This is a genomic window from Streptococcus sp. NCTC 11567, assembly GCF_902141215.1.
GTDB lineage: Bacteria > Bacillota > Bacilli > Lactobacillales > Streptococcaceae > Streptococcus > Streptococcus dysgalactiae.
Genome location: NZ_LR595857.1, coordinates 805,091 through 824,235 on the forward strand (window position 1 = coordinate 805,091; position 19,145 = coordinate 824,235).

The window sequence follows — 19,145 nt, forward strand, 5'->3', positions numbered from 1 at the left end:
TGTGTGCTATTAGACGAGAAGATTATGATTTTTGTTGAGTTGTCGTTGTTTGGCCCACTCGATGGCCTCTAAGATAACTTGCCCTTTTTTTGGGGAAAAACGTGGGCAGTAGAGTTTTTGCGAAGAGTTCACAAAGAATTGGTCCAAGCTCTCATCAATGAGTAAAAGATTTTCCTTTTCAAAGCGAGGCAACTCCCTCATGTCGTCAACCACATGTAGGCTTGGAAAAAGGGTGGAGATAGCCTCATACCGTTCTTGATTGTTGATAGGGAGAGTCAGCAGGGTATAAGGTTCATCCTTAAAAAACTGATCTGCTTGGTCTTTTAGGTTTGCGTAATCTGTGTTAATTTGGAAGAAGAGAGGGTCATTAACAAAGCTATCAATAGCAATTAAGGGCTTGAAATTAAGTTTCCCGATTTTGTAAAAGGTATCATTTTCAATATCTAAGGTCAGAATGAGGTCAGCCCAGTCAAATTTTCCAATACTATCTTCATTAAGGCAAACGAGCTGATAGTCCTGTTCATGCAACAATCGTGATAAGCAGCTAATGGTATGTAGTTGCTCTGCTCTGGTCAGGATAGAGTCAGTGTATTTGTAATAAAGAACAACACTGTTGGACTGACGAGTCACCAGAGAACGGGCTGCTTGATTTGGGGTATAGTTCAGGAGGTTAGTGATGTGTAATACTTTATTGCGAGTTTCTTCGCTAATCTTCTGATCGTTTCGTTGATTTAACACGTAAGAAACAGTGGCTACAGAAACACCAGCTTCTCGTGCAATATCTTTAATGGTAACTTTAGATGTCATAGTCTTGTTATATCCGAATTAAGGATAAAAGTCAAGGAAAGGCTCAAGGTCTTGGTGATAAGATGGGCATTTCTATAACTTTTTGTAAAAGTGAGTAACAGGTCAGCTATCAGCTTGTTTGTTAAAAACCTTCTAAGGAACTGGCCCCTAGAAGGTTTGGTATGTTGGTAAGTTATTTAACAGAACCGCCTGTAATTCCTTCAACATAGTATTTTTGCATAAACATGAAGAGGAGAGTGATTGGGACGGCAATTAAGACAGAACCAGCAGTGAAGGCCATAAACCAGTTGTTAATGGTATCTGGCTGAAGCATTGAAAAGAGACCGATAGCAACGGTGTATTTGCTTGTAGCATCTCCTAAGATAACTTGGGCAAAGATAAAGTCAATCCAAGGTCCCATGAAAGCTAGAAGAGCAGTATAAACAATAATAGGTTTTGACAAAGGTAGGGTAATCTTGAAGAAAATATCCATCCGGGTAGCTCCATCGATCATAGCTGATTCATCGAGCGAGTAAGGAATAGTATCAAAGAATCCTTTAGCAATGTAGAAGCCTAGAGCAGCACCTGCTGAATACACCAGAACAAGAGCTGTCAAGGTTTGTGTAAGCCCCAAAGCTTTCAAGATGTAGTAGATAGCAATCATGCTCATGAAACCAGGGAACATATTTAAAATAAGGGCCAGCTTCAAGAAGCGATTGCGGAATTTAAACTTGATACGGCTGAGTGAATAGGCCATAGCAACAGTGATAAAGGTTGAAATGATACAAGTAAAGGTCGCTACTACAAAGGTGTTCAAGAACCATCTGCCAAATGGGAAAGTCTCATTGGTAAAAAGCTTGATGTAGTGATCTAATGTGAAAGTTTTTGGAATGAAATAATTCACATAGGCTGTCCCTTCACCACGGAAACTTGTCAGAAGGACCCAAGCAATTGGGAAGAGCCAAATGATTGAGAGAATGATTAAAGTGGCATAAACGAGGCCAAGTTGAAATCGACGTTTGTTTTTCATTATTTAGCTGCTCCTTCCTTGTATGATGCTGTTCGAGTATAGGCAAGTAAGCTAAAGATAGCTGAGACCGTAAAGATTAAGATACCGATAACTGACGCTAAATTATAGTCAGCAGCAGTAACAGTTAATTTATAGAGCCAGGTCACGAGGAGGTCTGTAGTTCCTGCTTGATAGTATTCTGAATTCGTTGGACCACCACCAGTAAGGAGGTAAATGACGTTAAAGTTATTGATATTTCCGATAAATTGTTGAATCAAGTTTGGTGTCATGATCAAGAGAATTTGAGGGAACGTGATAGACTTGAAGACTTGGAATTTGCTAGCGCCATCAATTTCAGCAGCCTCAATTTGTTCGCTTGGTAGGTTCATGATGATCCCAGTCGCAATCAACATGGTGAAAGGGATACCAATCCACATGTTAACGAAAATAATAGAAAATTTTGCCCAAAGAGGATCAGATAAAAATGGAAGTGGATCGTGAATCAAGCCGATTTTATTAAGAAGGGCATTGAGTGGACCTTCATCGTTGAGTAAGTTCCGCATAATCAATAATGAGATAAACTGAGGAACAGCAATGGTAATCACAAAGATTGTACGCCACATTTTTTTCCATTTTAGACCCTTGGTATTGATTAATAGGGCTAAGACAATACCAAAGAAGAAGTTGGTCACTGTCGCAAAAACAGCCCAAATCAAAGTCCATGAGAAGACAGGGAAGAAAGTTCCTGCCATACGGCCACTTAAAATATTACCAAAGTTAGCTAAACCAACCCAATCAAATAAAGATTTTGGAGGCAAGTGATTATGATCAAAATTGGTAAAGGCCAAACAGATCATGTAAATCAAAGGAAGAATGGTGAATAAAAGCACACCAATCAGTGGGATAGCCATTAAAGTCATATGGAAACGACCATTGGCAAGTGTCACAAAATCTTCCTTGAAACTTGGGATTTTCTGACCCTCTTGTTTGAGAAGGTAGAGGTTACGAGCGCTTTTGAGGTTACACCAGTAAATGTAAGCAAAAACGAGGCAGAAGATGAGTGATGCTAATCCAAAAATAAGCATTAGCATGGAGTTATCTCCATCAACGGCAACTTGGATTTTGATGCCATCAATAGTCTTAGTGGTCATGCCTTGGGTTTGGGTCCCAAGAGTGAAGAGGCCTCCAATAGCAGGAATGATTTGAGAAACAAAAGCGATTAGGAATACCAATTCGCTAAGCAAAAATAGTGTCCCTTTGACAAATTGCTTGTTGGCGAGATTAGCAAATCCCATGATAATAGCAGAGAGCTTAATATCCCAACTTCCTTTTTTTAGGGCTTCTGCCACAGATACTTGTGGTGTCAAGCTTGACTGAGTCATATAGATTCTCCTTTATTTTAGGATACCAGAGTCGGTAAATCAGGTTATATCTCTTGTTAAAAACAAATAGCTAAGTGTTACGTAAACCTTTAAGTGGTTAAAAATTTAAGTAGCACTAGGCTACTTACATAACATCAAAAACAAGTAGGAGTGGGACTAAACCCCAACAAAACGTGATGGAGCTCAGTTCCACTCCCAAAAGATGAGTAGACCAGATGGCATCTAGAAGTTACTCACCTCTGTGCTTGTTTTCATATGGTATTAGTAAAACGAGATAAGATTATTTTGTTGCAGCGATGTCTTTGTCAAATTGTTGCAATTTAGCAAGGTAATCGCCTTCTTTGATTTTACCATTGAAGGTGTCGCTAAGGATAGCTGCGCTTTCAGTCCAGAAAGTTCCCATTTGGCTAAGTTTTGGCATTACGACAGTGTATTCTGAAGAAGAACCCATTGTGATAACAGTTTTAGCAAGTTCGTTTGATTGAACAGCTTCTGAAGATTGAACTTCTTTGTTAGCTGGAACAATGTTACGAGTCTTGAATTGGTTTTCTTGGCTTTCAGCATTTGTTAAATATGAAGCAAGTTTGTAGCTAGCAGCGATACGTTTTGTATCTCCTTTAGCTGGTGCTTGGTTAACTGCGTAAAGTTTAACACCCAAGAATGCTTTTTGTTGAACAGTTTCGCCACCGATGGTTACTTTTGGATAAGCAGCGATACCTAGGTTTTCTTTACCGATAGCTTTTTGAGCAGCTTCGTAATCCCATGGTCCTGATTCAAATGATGCGACTGAGCCGTCACCAAACTTAGACATGACATTGTTAGCATCTAAGTTAACAAAACCTTTATTTGATGCTTGGTCTGCAATCCATTTAAGAACAGCAACACCTTTTTCGTTACCCCAGTTAGTGCCTTTAACATCTTCACCGTTTTCACCGAACAAAGTGTTACCAACAGACATGAACAATGGACCAGTAGCATAAGCATTTGCTTGTTTGAAGGTACCACCAAAGGTTGCTTTTGTTGTAATAGTATCATATGAAGCAACATCTTCAGCAGCTAATTTTGATTTATTGTAGAAAAGAACTTGTGATTCAATACCAAATGGGAAAGCATACGTTTTTCCTTTGTATTGAGCACCGACAATCGCTTGGTCAGTAGCAGTTGCAGCGATTTCTTTAGTGTATTCTTCTGGAACTTCTTGGATAGTACCAGATTCTACAAGTTGACCAAGTTGGTCATGAGGAAGTGAGAAGACATCGGCAGCAGTAGAAGCATCTTTTTTGATTTTTTCTTGTGCTTTTGGATCTTCTGATTCAACCACTTTAACAGTGTAACCAGAATCTTTTTCAAATTTAGCAACGATATCTGCGTATGATTTTTTCGCTCCAGTTGGAACCCAAAGTTTGATGGTTTTTGAATCAGAGCTTGACGCTGAATCCATTTTATCTTTTGAAGCAGATCCGCATCCCACTAATAAGGTACTTGCAAGTGTCAAACTTGCACCGCCGACGATAACTTTTTGCCATGATTTCATAGCTGTTTCCTCCTAAGATATATTTCTTACACTTATTATTATGCAACCGCTTGCAGAAAAAGTCAAGCCTTTTTTTAAAAAAAGTTGAAATTTTTTAAAAACCCGCGTTGTAAAATGAAGTGCAACAAAAAAGACATGTTTGTCTGATATACTAGAATTCCCCAATTCAGTATGGAAAGCAGATGAACATGTCTAATATTAATTCTACCAGAAAATCCTCCTATTCTCATCTTTCAGCCACAGAACGGGGTGAAATTGCTGCTTATCTCAAAATGGGAAAGAAACCCGTTGAGATTGCTCGACTCCTGGGTCGTCACCGTTCTACAATCTGCCGAGAAATAAAACGTGGTTCAGTAGATCAGGTAAAGGATAAGAATGGAAAACAAACCTTCTTCAACGCCTATTTTGCTGATAGTGGACAACGTGTCTATGAAACCAATCGTCAAAAGAGTTCTTACCTCAAATTGAATGGCTGCTCCGCTAGGTTCATTGCACAATTAGAATCTGCCTTGACGGCTAACATTCGTCTCCATAGTGTGGATAGTTTTGTTCAGACTTACAAAGTAAACCATCCTGAAGAAGTCGTCCCCTCTACCAAAACGATTTATCGTTATATCAAAGAGGGGTTGTTAGCTATTAAACCAATCGATTTGCCTAAGATGGTTAGTATCAGAAAACGTTCTAAGAAAGTCATGAAAACGAATAAGAAGACTTTAGGTAAATCTATCGAAGAACGTCCAGAATATATTAATGATCGTTCTGAATTTGGGCATTGGGAGATTGATTTGATTCTCGGCAAGAAAACCAAAGGTGAAGCTGTTATGTTGACTTTGGTAGAGCGCCAGACACGCTATGCACTAGGAGTTAAGCTAGAAGACAAGCAGTCCCAAACCATTAACCGCGCTGTCACGCATCTCATCAGTCAGTATCCTATTGCATCCATCACAGCAGATAATGGTTCTGAGTTTAGTTTACTCTCAAACCTAGAAGCTGTTGACGTTTACTTTGCACATCCCTATTCTTCACATGAGAGAGGAACAAACGAGAACTTCAATGGCCTCCTCAGAGAATATGTCCCTAAAGGAATCTCACTTAATCCACTAACCTCTGAAGAACTTGACAATTATCTTACAGCCATCAATGAGCGCCCAAGACGACTTCTTCAATATCAATCCTCAACATTCCTGTTTGAGCTAGCCCGAACAACTTAACCTCTGGAACTCTAGTTATCTATGAACTGGTTGCACTTGACTTGACAACTTGCGAATTTTTTAAAAAGAATTAGGAATACATCTTGGAACTTGAAAAAAGCTTCAAATGGAAGTTGATTTTTTAAAAGATAACTGTATAATGGAAACAAAACACTAGAGAAAAGGCCTGAGGTATGGATTATCTTGGGAACATACAACAACGAGGTTAATATGGTAACAATTAAAGATGTCGCCCAAAAAGCGGGTGTTAATCCCTCAACCGTGAGTAGGGTATTAAAAGATAATCGTTCTATTTCTCAAAAAACCAAGGAGAAAGTTCGAAAAGCGATGGCTGATTTGGGCTATGTTCCGAATGTTGCTGCGCAAATGCTTGCCAGTGGGTTAACGCATAATATTGGATTGGTTTTTCCACCTATTACGACCAGTGACCGATTGAGTGAGCCCTTCTTCATGGAAATTTTATCCACCATTACTAATGAAGCCAAAAAGCAACACTTTACGGTTTCTATTGCAACAGGGATGTCTTTAGAGGATTTGCTGGGGCAAGTAAAGTTGATGCATCTGCAAAAGCGGGTTGATGGGTTTATTATTCTTTATTCTGATCAAGAAGACCCGGTCAGAAACTATTTGATGACCAATAAAATTCCTTTTGTTATTGTGGGAGCTCCAGAAGGAGATGCCAATAAAATTACCTATATTGATAATGATAATCAATTAATGGCTAAAACCGCAGTAGATCACCTCTATCAAAAAGGGCATCGTCAGATTTTGTTTATCACAGATGATCTTGTCTCCGAGGTTGCATCAGAACGTTACATCGGTTATTTAAAAGGTTGCTTAAAATTGTCATTAGAGACTAAACCCATGCTGTTATTTGACCGAAAAGATCCCGTTAGTGTGCAAAATGTTATCGAGGGTATTCGTGACTTTAAGGCGACAGCTTTAGTTGTTATCGGAGATGTCTTATCAGTGCGCATGGTTCAATTACTTTCTTTTTATGGCATTAAGGTACCCGATGATGTTTCTATCATTACCTTTAATAATTCAAGCTATGCCAAGTTGATTCACCCTTATTTAACTACCTTTGATATCAATGTTGACAATCTTGGTAAAACTTCCTTTAAACAGCTGCTAGATATCATCAATTCGAAAGAGCAGAGCCTTAGCCAAAAAATCTTTGTTCCTTTTACCTTGAAAAAGCGTGAGAGTGTCCGTAATATTAATGAATAAGGTATAAACGACCAGTAGCATTTCTTAGAAATGCTACTTTTTTTGCGAAAGAGGTTGACTTACGCAAACGGTTGCGTTATAATTTCATCATAACTAGATTTCATGAGGAGAAAAATGAATGAATAAACGTGCAAGCGGTATCTTAATGCATATTAGTTCCCTTCCTGGTAAGACCGGAATTGGAACTTTCGGGAAGGCAGCTTTTGACTTTGTTGATTTCCTAAAAGAAACCAAACAAACTTATTGGCAGATTCTACCTTTAACAACGACAAGTTATGGGGATTCACCTTACCAATCATTTTCAGCTATTGCAGGTAATACTCATTTTATCGATCTTGAATTACTTGTTGCAGACGGCTACTTGCAGGAAGCTGATCTCGTTGGCGTTGATTTTGGTTCTGACCTTGAGGTGGTTGACTATGCTCAGATTTTTCAGGCAAGACGCCCCTTATTAGAAAAAGCGGTCCAAGCCTTTCTTGCAACTAAAGAAGCCGTCAAAGAATTGGCAGCTTTTGAAGCAGAAGCGAGTTGGTTGGGTGACTTTGCCGAGTTCATGTCATTGAAAGAACACTTTCAAAATAAGGCCCTACAAGAATGGGATGACAGTGCAATTGTGAAACGCGAAGAAGCAGCCTTGCATCATTACCGTGAGTTACTTGCTGAAAGTATTCACTACCATAAAGTCTGTCAATATTTCTTCTACCAACAATGGTTGGCCTTAAAAGCGTATGCCAATGATAATGGCATTGAGATTATTGGTGATATGCCAATCTATGTTTCTGCAGATAGTGTGGAAGTTTGGACAATGCCAGACTTGTTTAAAGTGGACGAGGATAAAAACCCACTCTTTATCGCTGGAGTTCCTGCAGATGGCTTTAGTGAAGATGGTCAACTTTGGGGGAATCCGATTTACAATTGGGCAGCCCATGAAGCATCCAACTTTGCTTGGTGGATTTACCGTATTCAAGAAAGTTTCAAATTATATGACTATTTGAGAATTGATCACTTTAAAGGCTTTTCAGATTTCTGGGAAATTCCTGGTGGCGACACAACTGCTCGAAATGGACATTGGGAATCAGCTCCGGGACTTGCTTTGTTTGCGGCAGTTCGTGAGGCTTTAGGAGAACTGCCTATCATCGCAGAAAACCTTGGTTATATTGATGAAAAGGCAGAGCAGCTATTAGCCTCAACAGCCTTTCCAGGAATGAAGATTTTAGAATTTGGCCTTTTTGACATTACCAGCCAAAGCAGTGATTTACCACATCATTATGATCGTAACTGTGTGGTTTATACTGGTACGCATGATAACGAAGTGGTTAATGGTTGGTATGCAAACCTTACGGAAGAACAAGTTACTTTTGTGAATGACTACCTCCACAAAGGTGCAGATGAAAGTATTACACAAGCCATGTTGCGCACGATTTTTGCAACAGTTAGTGATACGGCTATCTTGTGCATGCAAGACTTGCTTGATAAGGGGGCAGAAAGCCGCATGAACATGCCAAATACCGTGGGTGGCAATTGGCAATGGCGGATGCTTGAAGGAGATATCACCGAAGAGCACAAAGCCTACTTGACACATTTGACAGAATTATACGATCGCGTCAATCATTAATGATAAGAGAACAATAGAAAAGAGGAAGACATGACACGCTTTACAGAATATGCTGAAACTAAATTAGGAAAATCGCTTACGCAGGCCAGCAATGAAGAGATTTATCTATCATTATTAAACTTTGTCAAAGAAGAAGCTAGCCACAAGGCTAAAAATTCTGCTAAACGCAAAGTTTACTATATCTCAGCAGAGTTTTTGATTGGTAAATTACTATCAAACAACCTGATTAACCTAGGAATTTACAAAGACATCAAAGAAGAATTGGCAGCTGCTGGCAAATCTATCGCAGAAGTCGAAGATGTTGAATTAGAACCATCACTAGGTAATGGTGGTTTAGGACGCCTTGCTTCATGTTTTATTGACTCTATTTCATCTCTTGGTATTAATGGTGAAGGGGTTGGCTTGAATTATCATTGTGGGTTGTTCAAACAAGTTTTCAAACACAATGAACAAGAAGCAGAGCCAAACTTCTGGATTGAAGATGACTCATGGTTGGTTCCAACAGGCATTTCTTACGATGTGCCTTTTAAGAACTTCACCCTGAAATCTCGTCTTGATCGTATTGATGTTTTAGGTTACAAACGCGACACTAAAAACTACCTTAACTTGTTTGATATCGAGGGCGTTGATTACGGGTTAATCAAAGACGGTATTTCATTTGATAAAACTGAAATTGCTAAAAACTTGACCTTGTTCCTTTACCCAGATGACTCTGATAAAAACGGAGAATTGCTCCGTATTTACCAACAGTACTTTATGGTGTCAAATGCAGCTCAACTGTTGATTGACGAAGCTATTGAACGTGGTTCTAACCTTCATGATCTTGCAGACTACGCTTACGTGCAAATCAATGACACGCATCCATCAATGGTTATTCCTGAATTGATCCGTCTGTTGACAGAAAAACATGGCTTTGACTTTGATGAAGCGGTAGCTGTTGTGAAAAATATGGTTGGTTACACTAACCACACTATTCTTGCAGAAGCCCTTGAAAAATGGCCAACAGATTACTTAAACGAAGTAGTGCCACACTTGGTAACCATCATTGAAAAATTGGATGCTCTTGTTCGTTCAGAAGTGTCTGACCCAGCTATTCAAATTATTGATGAAACTGGTCGTGTGCACATGGCCCATATGGATATTCATTTTGCAACAAGTGTCAATGGGGTAGCTGCGTTGCATACAGAAATCTTGAAAAACAGTGAATTAAAAGCTTTCTATGACCTTTACCCAGAAAAATTCAACAATAAAACCAACGGGATTACTTTCCGTCGTTGGCTAGAATTTGCTAACCAAGACTTGGCTGATTACATTAAAGAACTTATTGGCGATGAGTACTTGACTGACGCAACAAAATTAGAAAAATTGATGGCCTTTGCAGATGATAAAGCTGTTCATGCTAAATTGGCTGAAATCAAATTCAACAACAAATTAGCTCTTAAACGTTACCTTAAAGACAATAAAGACATTGAGCTTGATGAACATTCTATTATTGATACCCAAATCAAACGTTTCCACGAGTACAAACGTCAACAGATGAATGCTCTTTACGTGATTCACAAATATTTGGAAATTAAAAAAGGCAACCTTCCAAAACGTAAAATCACTGTTATCTTTGGAGGTAAAGCAGCGCCTGCTTACATCATTGCTCAAGACATCATTCACTTGATTCTTTGTTTGTCTGAATTGATTAACAATGACCCTGAAGTAAGCCCATACCTTAATGTGCATCTAGTTGAAAATTACAACGTGACAGTAGCAGAGCACTTGATTCCTGCAACCGATATTTCTGAACAAATTTCACTAGCATCTAAAGAAGCTTCTGGAACTGGTAATATGAAATTCATGCTTAACGGTGCTTTAACGCTTGGTACAATGGACGGTGCTAACGTAGAAATCGCTGAGCTTGCAGGCATGGAAAATATCTACACCTTTGGTAAAGATTCTGACACCATCATCAACCTTTATGCAACTGCTTCTTATGTAGCAAAAGATTACTATGATAACCACCCTGCTATTAAAGCAGCAGTGAACTTTATTATCAGTCCAGAATTGCTAGCATTTGGTAATGAAGAACGTCTTGACCGTCTTTATAAAGAATTGATTTCAAAAGACTGGTTCATGACCTTGATTGACCTTGAAGAGTACATTGAAGTGAAAGAAAAAATGTTGGCAGACTACGAAGACCAAGATTTGTGGATGACAAAAGTGGTCCACAACATTGCAAAAGCTGGATTCTTCTCATCTGACCGTACCATTGAGCAGTATAACGAAGATATTTGGCATTCAAACTAAACACCAAAAAAAGCGGATTTTCCGCTTTTTTTGGTGTTTTCAAAAGGAGAAATAGATGATTAGCAAACGTGGTTAAGAGACTTTTGAAGGTGTTTAGGTAATAGTAGTTAAGATATAGTTTTAAACTATATTTGAAGTGCGATAATTTATTCGAGCAAAATATTACTAATTATTGCTAAAAAGCGGTATGATAATAAAGTATCCTTAATAACACAAAACTTGAGAAGGAGGTAATAATGAGGAAATTAGGTATAATTTTAGGAAGTATCAAAGAGAAGTCATCTTCTAAATCTTTGGCTAAGGCAATGTTGCCGCTTTTTCCTGAAAGTGTTGAGGTATCCTTCATCCGTATCGAAGATCTTCCATTGTTTAACCCAGATATTGATAAAGAAGGACGTAGACCTGATTCTTACGAACGCTTTAGACAGACTATTAGAGAACAAGATGCCCTTTTATTTATTACACCAGAATACAATCGCACCATACCAGCAGCTTTGAAAAATGCCATTGAAATTGGTTCCAGACCCTATCAACAGGTAGCTTTTAGTGGTAAACCTGCAATGATTATTTCACAATCTAATGGGAGTTTGGCAGGATTTGGTGCAAACCATCATTTGAGACAGAGTTTGGTCTTTTTGAATGTTCCTGTCATGCCACAACCAGAAATTTATTTAGCACACATTCATACCATTGTGGATGCACAGGGGAACTTCATAGATTCCACTGCCGCGCAATTTTTAACAGACTCAGTCCAAGACTTTATTGATTTTGCCAAGCGATTTGAATCTTAAGCAGCGCTTGATGTTACTCAAAAAGCCAGAAACTTTTGTTTCTAGCGTTTTGTTTTTATCAGGATTAGAGGAGGAATTTTTCAATAACGATAGGATAATCCTTATACTTCGTTTCCAAAATAGTAATCACTTCATCGTAGAGTTCCCGAATCTGAGCCCTCTTTTCTGGCATGTTAAAACCAATGTAGTGAAATTGCGACTCAATGGTTGCAAATAAGTCATGAAAAAGCTGATTCATGATGTCAAGTTTATTAAGAAGCACCTGATCATCTTGGATAAATTCTGGTGGATTTTGATCCTCTCCTAAAGCAGCATCCACAAGAGACAGTGGATAAGTTCCATATTCTAAACAAAGTTCGTAAGTCATTACTCATAACCTCCTTGCTCCTATCTTAGCACTTTCTATCGAAAGCTTCTAATCATTTGTTTAACCTTCATGACGGGATAAAAAACTTAGATAGTTAAGTTTTTTGTGACAAAAGAGACAAGCAAATGGTTTGCTTAGACCTTTTTTGACAAGTTATAATGGAGAGTAATTGAAATGATAACGAAGGAGAACACATGTCAGATAAGATTCGAGTTTTACTCTACTATAAATATGTCCCTATTGAAAATGCTAAAGCCTATGCTGCTGAGCATCTCGCTTTTTGTAAGTCGATTGGTCTTAAAGGTCGTATCTTGATTGCGGACGAAGGCATCAATGGTACGGTTTCAGGTGACTATGAAACAACTCAAAAATACATGGATTGGGTGCATAGCGATGAGCGCTTTGCAGACCTTTGGTTTAAAATGGATGAAGAAGATGAGCAAGCTTTCAAGAAAATGTTTGTCCGTTACAAAAAAGAAATTGTTCATCTTGGTTTGGAAGATAATGATTTTGATAACGACATTAACCCGCTTGAAACAACAGGTGCTTACTTATCACCCAAGGAATTTAAAGAAGCACTGCTTGATGAAGATACAGTGGTTTTAGATACGCGTAATGACTATGAATACGACCTTGGTCATTTCCGCGGAGCTATTCGCCCAGATATCCGTAATTTCCGTGAATTACCACAATGGGTACGCGATAACAAAGATAAGTTTATGGAAAAACGTGTTGTTGTTTACTGTACTGGTGGGGTTCGTTGTGAGAAATTCTCTGGTTGGATGGTGCGTGAAGGCTTTAAAGACGTTGGTCAACTTCATGGCGGTATTGCAACCTATGGTAAAGACCCTGAAGTTCAAGGAGAGCTTTGGGATGGAGCTATGTACGTCTTTGATGAACGTATTTCCGTGCCAATCAACCATGTCGATCCAACCGTAATCGGACGTGACCATTTCGATGGCACACCATGTGAACGTTACGTTAATTGTGCCAATCCATTCTGTAACAAACAAATCTTCACTTCTGAAGAAAACGAAGACAAATATGTCCGTGGGTGTTGTGCAGAATGCCGTGCCCATGATCGTAACCGTTATGTTGCAGAAAGTGGTTTGAGCCGTCAAGAATGGGCAGCTCGCCTTGAAGCAATTGGCGAAACCTTACCAGAATTTGTAGGTGCCTAATATCTCAAAGCAAATCAGGTAACTGGTTTGTTTTTTGTTATACTAATGCTATCAACAATAGAGAAGAGGTGGCATATGGAAAGAGTTATTCAAGCAATTTTGGATAGTATTGAGGAGCAAGAGAAAACAGTTATTCGTATTTGTGGGCATGGGGCCTCTGGGAAAACGACCTTAGCCAAACGATTGTATCAAGTTTTACCAAAAGACAGCACATATTTATTGGAAACAGATGCCTATATTATAAGTAACAGTTCAGGTGTTCAAGTGACCTATGATTTAAAAGGTGTAGAAGGCTGTTATCAGATGCCTGCCTGCCATCCTGCTAGGCATGAGTTAGCCAGTCTCAAAAGAGATATCCTTATGTTTCGAAAAGGAATGGATTTGTTAACGATTGATACGTCATGGTCACCTAGTCAAATTATTTCAGGGCAAGGTAAACTGTTGATTGTTGAGGGGATGTCATCTACCTTCTTGGAAAAAGAATTGTTTGATCTTTCTATTTTTTGCTATACAGATAATGAGACTGAATTGCAGAGACGTTTGCAACGAGATACTAGTGAACGTGGACGCCAAGCTCATTTTGTCATGCAGAGCCATCAACACCGAAGACGTCAATACCAACTCTACTTAGAACCTGTTCAAAAGAATGGTGAGTTTCTGTTGAACCAGTCTCAAAATAAGTGCCTCTTAGAAAGAAAAACATGAGACAAGGATACTTTATCCCTGAAAAGGTTTTCAAAAAGTGTTATACTTAACTTAATACTAATTAGGGAGGAAATTGCGATGAAACTTTATTATGCTCCTGGAACCTGTGCCTTAGCTTGCTGGATAGCTATGGAATGGGCACAATTGGATTACGAGGTAGAGAAGGTAAAACTGGGTTCTGAAGAATACCTTAACATCAATCCTTTGGGGATGGTGCCAGCTTTACAGCTTGATGATGGTCAAATTATCACACAGGCAGGTACCATCTTGACCTTTATAGCGAAACAAGCTCCGAGAGCTCAGCTCATTCCCCAAGACAATATTTTGGCAGAAAGTCGATTCAACGAAATCATGGACTTCTTAACAGGTGATTTTCACCCTGCTTTTTGGCCAATGTTTAGCCCTCATCGCTACACTATTTCTCAAGAGAATCAAGCGCTTGAAGAAGTCAAACAAGCTTCTTACAAACGGATTGATATTGCTATGACGCATTTAGATGGTCTTATTGGAGATAGTGGGCATGTTTATCACGATCAGAGAACTATTGCAGATGCTTATGCTTATGTCATGGCCTTATGGTCGCAAAAAACACCTAAATCATATGAAAATTACCCACATTTAGCTGCTTTTATGGCAAAAATGGCAGAGGATGCAGCTGTTAAGAAAGTGACTGCTGCGGCTCACTAATAAAACGATATAGGAGTAGGAATTGGATTCTTACTCCTTTTTGTGGTCTTTAACAGTGAAAACTCTCTCTGAGATAGTGGAGCATTTATAGATTCTGGATGTTAAAAGTAACTCTGATATGTTAGAATAGACAAGATGAAATTACTCACAAAGACTTATTGATAGACAAGAAAAGGACTATTATGACACCTTGGAAGAATCCTCCTTTAGTAATGTCGGGATTGGCATTAGGAACCCTTTCCTTAGGCAATCTCTTGGCCACTTATTTCCCCCTATTTGGTTATCTGGGCCTCTCAGCCTCCCTATTTATCTATGGTATCTTGCTGGCTGGTATAATCAGAAACCCTCACGAGACGAAAATGCAGTTACGACAACCTCTAATTGCTTCTGTTTTTCCAACGTTTTTTATGACAGGGATGTTGTTGGCATCTCTCTATCTAAAGGCAACGGGTGGGCAGTGTTTAGGTTATCTGGCTTGGTGGTTATTCTTTTTAGGGAATCTTGTTCTGATTGTCTATTATCAGTACCGGTTTGTTTTCCCTTTTTCGTGGGATAATGTCTTTCCTTCATGGTCAGTTCTCTTTGTAGGAATTGCTATGGCAGCACTGACGTCTCCTGCTAGCAAGCAGTTTCTGTTAGGACAAGTGGTTTTTTGGGTATGCCTGTCTTTAACAGGTGTGATTTTACCCTTTATGGCAACAAAGGCTTATAGAATTGGTCTGGCTGACGCGGCAATGCCCAATATTTCAACGTTCTGTGCTCCTTTGTCCTTGCTGTCAGCTTCTTACTTAGCAGCCTTTTCCAAGCCGCAAGAAGGAATGGTTCTCTTTCTTCTCATCAGTTCACAGGTATTATATGCTTTTGTGGTTTTGCAACTGCCTCGTTTACTCAATCGTCCCTTTAATCCCGGCTTTTCAGCTTTCACCTTTCCATTTGTGATTAGCGCTACTTCCTTGAAAATGGCTTTAACTTTTTTAGGATGGACTGATTGGATATGGCAAGGGCTCTTGTTTGCTGAAGTCGTGTTGGCAACAGCCTTAGTCAGTTATGTTTACGGAGCTTACTTGAACTTCTTATTTGGCTGCAAGAAAAATAGATGACAGAAGTGCTGTAACATATGTAAGTTATTTCTTAAAAGCTCATTAAGATAAAGAAAAAGGCTAGCGCAGTGATAGGCTAGCTTTTTTGATTATTGTCAATCTGATTAACGAGCAACACGACGACGCGCTGCTTTTTTGCGGTTTTCTTCAACGAAAGCCGCTTTTTCTTCTTCAGGATCAATAATTGTTTTTTTAACAGCAAAGACAGCACCAGCAACGGTAGCAGCAGTTGCTAAAACACCAGTCGCAAGACCCTTAACAAATTGATATTTCTTAACCATGATTATTCTCCATTTCTAGTGAAGGACCTCAGTGGTCCTTAATCTTATGTTATAATATATGGTAGCGAAAAATAAGCTATTTTTCAAGTAAAAGGCGTTTTTTGGACGCTTTTCTAATAGAAAGACAAGGAAATGACAAAAATAAAAGTAGTTGTGATTGTTGGTCCGACAGCAGTGGGGAAAACAGCACTTGGGATTGCCTTAGCTCAGGAGTTTAATGGTGAGATTATTTCAGGAGATAGCCAACAAGTTTATCGACAGTTGGATATTGGAACAGCCAAGGCAACTCGAGAAGAGCAGGAGGAAGCAGTTCATCACTTAATTGATATTCGTGAGGTGACTGAGTCTTATTCGGCTTACGATTTTGTTCAAGATGCTCAAAAAGCTATTTCAGACATTGTTAGTCGTGGGAAATTACCGATTATTGTGGGGGGAACTGGTCTCTACCTTCAAAGTTTACTAGAAGGTTACCACTTAGGAGGAACAGTAGACCAAGAGGCTGTAAAAGCCTATCGGAATGAGTTGGAGCAACTAGACGATCACGACTTGTATGAACGCTTGCAAGTCAATAATATTAGCATTGATCAGGTGAATCGCAGGCGGGTGATCCGAGCCCTTGAATTGGCTCAGTTTGCTGATGAATTAGAGAATGCCGAGACGGCTTATGAGCCGCTTATTATCGGCTTGAATGATGACCGTCAAGTGATCTATGACCGTATCAATCAGCGCGTGGATCGTATGCTTGAAAACGGCTTGTTGGAAGAAGCAAAATGGTTATATGAGCATTACCCGACTGTTCAGGCTAGTCGTGGCATAGGTTATAAGGAATTATTTCCCTATTTTGCAGGTGAAATGACTTTAGCAGAAGCTAGTGATCAGTTAAAACAAAACACCAGACGCTTTGCTAAGCGCCAATTAACCTGGTTCCGTAATCGAATGTTTGTCCATTTTGAGACGATAACTGCCTCTGATTACCCAAAAGTCGTCTATGACAAGGTCAAACATTTCCTTGAGTAAGGATAAAACCTCTAGAGTAAGATTAGCAGAAACTAGTGAAGGTGTGTTATAATAAAGTTTACGGAATTTGGAGGATTGGTAAAGGTAATGATTGAGACAAAACGTCAGCAGGAGAGAGTGATTCTTTTAGGAGTCGAACTGCAAACAACAGAACATTTTGACATGTCCATGACTGAGTTAGCTAATCTGGCCAAGACCGCCGGGGCAGAAGTTATTGGAAGTTTTACCCAAAAGCGGGAGCGTTACGATAGCAAAACTTTTATCGGTTCAGGAAAATTGGATGAGATTAAGGCGATTGTGGAAGCAGATGAGATTGATACAGTCATTGTCAACAATCGTTTGACTGCTAGACAAAATGCTAATCTAGAAACTGTTTTAGAGGTTAAAGTTATTGATCGTATGCAGTTAATCTTAGATATTTTTGCCATGCGTGCCAGAAGCCATGAGGGCAAATTACAAGTACACCTTGCCCAATTGAAGTATATGTTACCTCGCTTGGTTGGACAGGGCATCATGCTAAGCCGTCAAGCAGGTGGTATTGGGAGCCGTGGACCAGGTGAAAGCCAATTAGAATTAAATCGTCGTTCGATTCGTCATCAGATTGCTGATATTGAACGCCAATTAACTCAGGTAGCGAAAAACCGTCAAACAATTAGAGATCGTCGGGTGGGATCAGACACCTTTAAAATTGGCTTGATTGGCTACACCAATGCTGGAAAATCAACCATTATGAACTTGTTGACAGATGATAGTCATTATGAAGCCAATGAATTGTTTGCTACCTTGGATGCGACCACAAAGCAACTCTACTTAGAAAATCAATTTCAAGCAACCTTAACGGACACCGTAGGGTTTATCCAAGATTTGCCAACAGAATTGGTGGCTGCCTTTAAATCAACCTTGGAAGAAAGCAAACATGTGGATTTGCTCTTACATGTGATTGATGCGAGTGATCCCAATCATAGCGAGCAAGAAAAGGTAGTTTTAGATCTCCTCAAAGAGTTGGACATGCTAGATATTCCACGCTTAGCTGTTTACAACAAAATGGATATGGCAGAGCAGTTAAGAGCTACCGTATTTCCAAATGTTAGGGTTTCAGCGCGTTCAAAAGACAGTAAACTTCTCTTGAGACGCTTAATCATTGACCAAATTCGAGATCAGTTTATTCCTTTTACTATCAAAGTGCATCAAGACAAGGCTTATAAACTGTACGACTTGAATCGGGTAGCCCTTTTAGACCACTACACGTTTGACCAAGAAACCGAAGAGATATCTGGCTATATTTCCAAAAAACAGCAATGGAGACTTGACGATTTTTATGAATAATTATATTGATTTAGCAAAAAACTATGGTGGATTTACTAGTCTGGATACCAACTACCTAAACCATCTGTTAGCCAATTTGACAGACCAGCAAAAACTAGCTTTTATTACCCCACCACCCAGTGTTATCAATGCTTACTTTGCTGAAATATATCAAAAACAGTCGCCGCAGGCTGCGACTGATTATTATTTTACGCTTTCTAAGGCTCTGGGGCTCTTTACTGACCACCCTTCCTTTGAGGAAATCAAGCCTTTTGTACGCCTCAATTTGTCTGGAAAAGCTTATGGTTTTGCTTACCAAAATGACCAAGAAGTTGCATTGGTATTTTCTGAAAAAGCAGAGCCTAAGGATCCCAACATCCTTTTTGAATTAACACAAATTTTCCCACAATACATGGTTTATGAAGATAAAGGCCAACTTAAAATGCAGGCCAAGCAGTTTGACCAAGGACAATCTGAAGACATTACGCCTGATGACGCACTCTTGACGAAGATTTACCGTCTAAAAAATGATGTTGTCTTGCTTAAAGGCTTTAATGTAGATGAACTCTGTACCCTTAGTCAAGCTTTTACTGGTCAACGTTATTATGACTTTGCCCAACGAGAATTTATGATTTACATTACCCAATAG

18 protein-coding genes are annotated in these 19,145 nt (G+C 39.2%); 12 read left to right on the forward strand and 6 right to left on the reverse strand.

Annotation, left to right across the window (positions count from 1 at the left end; genetic code table 11):
• Positions 1-9: 9 nt before the first annotated feature.
• The 4 genes from FQT67_RS04165 to FQT67_RS04180 form a co-directional block, all read right to left on the reverse strand.
• Entirely contained in the window at positions 10-807 is a 798-nt protein-coding gene (locus FQT67_RS04165) for a LacI family DNA-binding transcriptional regulator (protein ID WP_003057787.1), read from the reverse strand.
• 172 nt (positions 808-979) lie between these two features.
• A complete protein-coding gene (locus FQT67_RS04170) occupies positions 980-1,816 on the reverse strand; it encodes a sugar ABC transporter permease (protein WP_003051318.1) in 837 nt (278 codons plus the stop codon).
• A complete protein-coding gene (locus FQT67_RS04175; protein ID WP_003057790.1) occupies positions 1,816-3,177 on the reverse strand; it encodes a sugar ABC transporter permease in 1,362 nt (453 codons plus the stop codon). The genes FQT67_RS04170 and FQT67_RS04175 overlap by 1 nt, the downstream gene beginning before the upstream one ends.
• A 280-nt stretch (positions 3,178-3,457) precedes the next feature.
• Positions 3,458-4,711, reverse strand: a complete 1,254-nt coding sequence (locus tag FQT67_RS04180) for an extracellular solute-binding protein (protein ID WP_003060926.1) — start codon at positions 4,709-4,711, stop codon at positions 3,458-3,460.
• A 188-nt stretch (positions 4,712-4,899) separates the two neighbouring features.
• Here FQT67_RS04180 and FQT67_RS04185 point away from each other — a divergent pair, with 188 nt between their 5' ends.
• The 5 genes from FQT67_RS04185 to FQT67_RS04205 all read left to right on the forward strand — a co-directional run bounded on the left by FQT67_RS04185 (position 4,900) and on the right by FQT67_RS04205 (position 11,853).
• Positions 4,900-5,922 (forward strand): IS30 family transposase, encoded by a 1,023-nt coding sequence (locus FQT67_RS04185; RefSeq protein WP_143936370.1) that lies wholly within the window; start codon positions 4,900-4,902, stop codon positions 5,920-5,922.
• Positions 5,923-6,132: 210 nt separating this feature from the next.
• Positions 6,133-7,152 (forward strand): LacI family DNA-binding transcriptional regulator, encoded by a 1,020-nt coding sequence (locus tag FQT67_RS04190; protein ID WP_003051308.1) that lies wholly within the window; start codon positions 6,133-6,135, stop codon positions 7,150-7,152.
• A gap of 118 nt (positions 7,153-7,270) precedes the next feature.
• Positions 7,271-8,767: a 4-alpha-glucanotransferase gene (gene malQ / locus FQT67_RS04195; RefSeq protein ID WP_046177107.1), complete on the forward strand. Its 1,497-nt coding sequence runs from the start codon at positions 7,271-7,273 to the stop codon at positions 8,765-8,767.
• A gap of 30 nt (positions 8,768-8,797) precedes the next feature.
• A complete protein-coding gene (gene glgP / locus FQT67_RS04200; RefSeq protein ID WP_143936371.1) occupies positions 8,798-11,062 on the forward strand; it encodes a glycogen/starch/alpha-glucan family phosphorylase in 2,265 nt (754 codons plus the stop codon).
• Positions 11,063-11,298: 236 nt separating this feature from the next.
• The gene (locus FQT67_RS04205) at positions 11,299-11,853 is read left to right on the forward strand and encodes an NADPH-dependent FMN reductase (protein ID WP_003061082.1); all 555 of its coding nucleotides are present in this window, start codon (positions 11,299-11,301) and stop codon (positions 11,851-11,853) included.
• 64 nt (positions 11,854-11,917) lie between these two features.
• Here FQT67_RS04205 and FQT67_RS04210 read toward each other — a convergent pair whose 3' ends face one another.
• Complete coding sequence (locus FQT67_RS04210) at positions 11,918-12,220, reverse strand: hypothetical protein (protein ID WP_003057833.1); 303 nt, start codon at positions 12,218-12,220, stop codon at positions 11,918-11,920.
• 194 nt (positions 12,221-12,414) lie between these two features.
• On the opposite strand from FQT67_RS04210, the gene FQT67_RS04215 reads away from it, so the two are divergent.
• The 4 genes from FQT67_RS04215 (at position 12,415) to FQT67_RS04230 (ending at position 15,893) form a co-directional block, all read left to right on the forward strand.
• On the forward strand, positions 12,415-13,401 hold the full coding sequence (locus FQT67_RS04215) for a rhodanese-related sulfurtransferase (RefSeq protein ID WP_003057845.1): 987 nt from the start codon (positions 12,415-12,417) through the stop codon (positions 13,399-13,401).
• A gap of 75 nt (positions 13,402-13,476) precedes the next feature.
• The gene (locus FQT67_RS04220) at positions 13,477-14,106 is read left to right on the forward strand and encodes a phosphoribulokinase (RefSeq protein WP_003060008.1); all 630 of its coding nucleotides are present in this window, start codon (positions 13,477-13,479) and stop codon (positions 14,104-14,106) included.
• Between the two features lie 78 nt (positions 14,107-14,184).
• Entirely contained in the window at positions 14,185-14,793 is a 609-nt protein-coding gene (locus FQT67_RS04225; RefSeq protein WP_046177106.1) for a glutathione S-transferase N-terminal domain-containing protein, read from the forward strand.
• Positions 14,794-14,975: 182 nt separating this feature from the next.
• Positions 14,976-15,893 carry a TDT family transporter gene (locus FQT67_RS04230; RefSeq protein WP_046177105.1) on the forward strand — a complete coding sequence of 306 codons (918 nt, stop codon included), beginning with the start codon at positions 14,976-14,978 and terminating at the stop codon, positions 15,891-15,893.
• A gap of 104 nt (positions 15,894-15,997) precedes the next feature.
• On the opposite strand, the gene FQT67_RS04235 is transcribed toward FQT67_RS04230, so the two are convergent.
• A complete protein-coding gene (locus FQT67_RS04235; protein ID WP_003057835.1) occupies positions 15,998-16,174 on the reverse strand; it encodes a DUF3042 family protein in 177 nt (58 codons plus the stop codon).
• Positions 16,175-16,306: 132 nt separating this feature from the next.
• On the opposite strand from FQT67_RS04235, the gene miaA reads away from it, so the two are divergent.
• The 3 genes from miaA to FQT67_RS04250 all read left to right on the forward strand — a co-directional run bounded on the left by miaA (position 16,307) and on the right by FQT67_RS04250 (position 19,145).
• Entirely contained in the window at positions 16,307-17,191 is an 885-nt protein-coding gene (gene miaA / locus FQT67_RS04240; protein ID WP_046177104.1) for a tRNA (adenosine(37)-N6)-dimethylallyltransferase MiaA, read from the forward strand.
• Between the two features lie 87 nt (positions 17,192-17,278).
• Positions 17,279-18,517, forward strand: a complete 1,239-nt coding sequence (hflX, locus tag FQT67_RS04245; RefSeq protein WP_003057839.1) for a GTPase HflX — start codon at positions 17,279-17,281, stop codon at positions 18,515-18,517.
• The gene (locus tag FQT67_RS04250; RefSeq protein ID WP_046177103.1) at positions 18,510-19,145 is read left to right on the forward strand and encodes a cystathionine beta-lyase; all 636 of its coding nucleotides are present in this window, start codon (positions 18,510-18,512) and stop codon (positions 19,143-19,145) included. The genes hflX and FQT67_RS04250 overlap by 8 nt, the downstream gene beginning before the upstream one ends.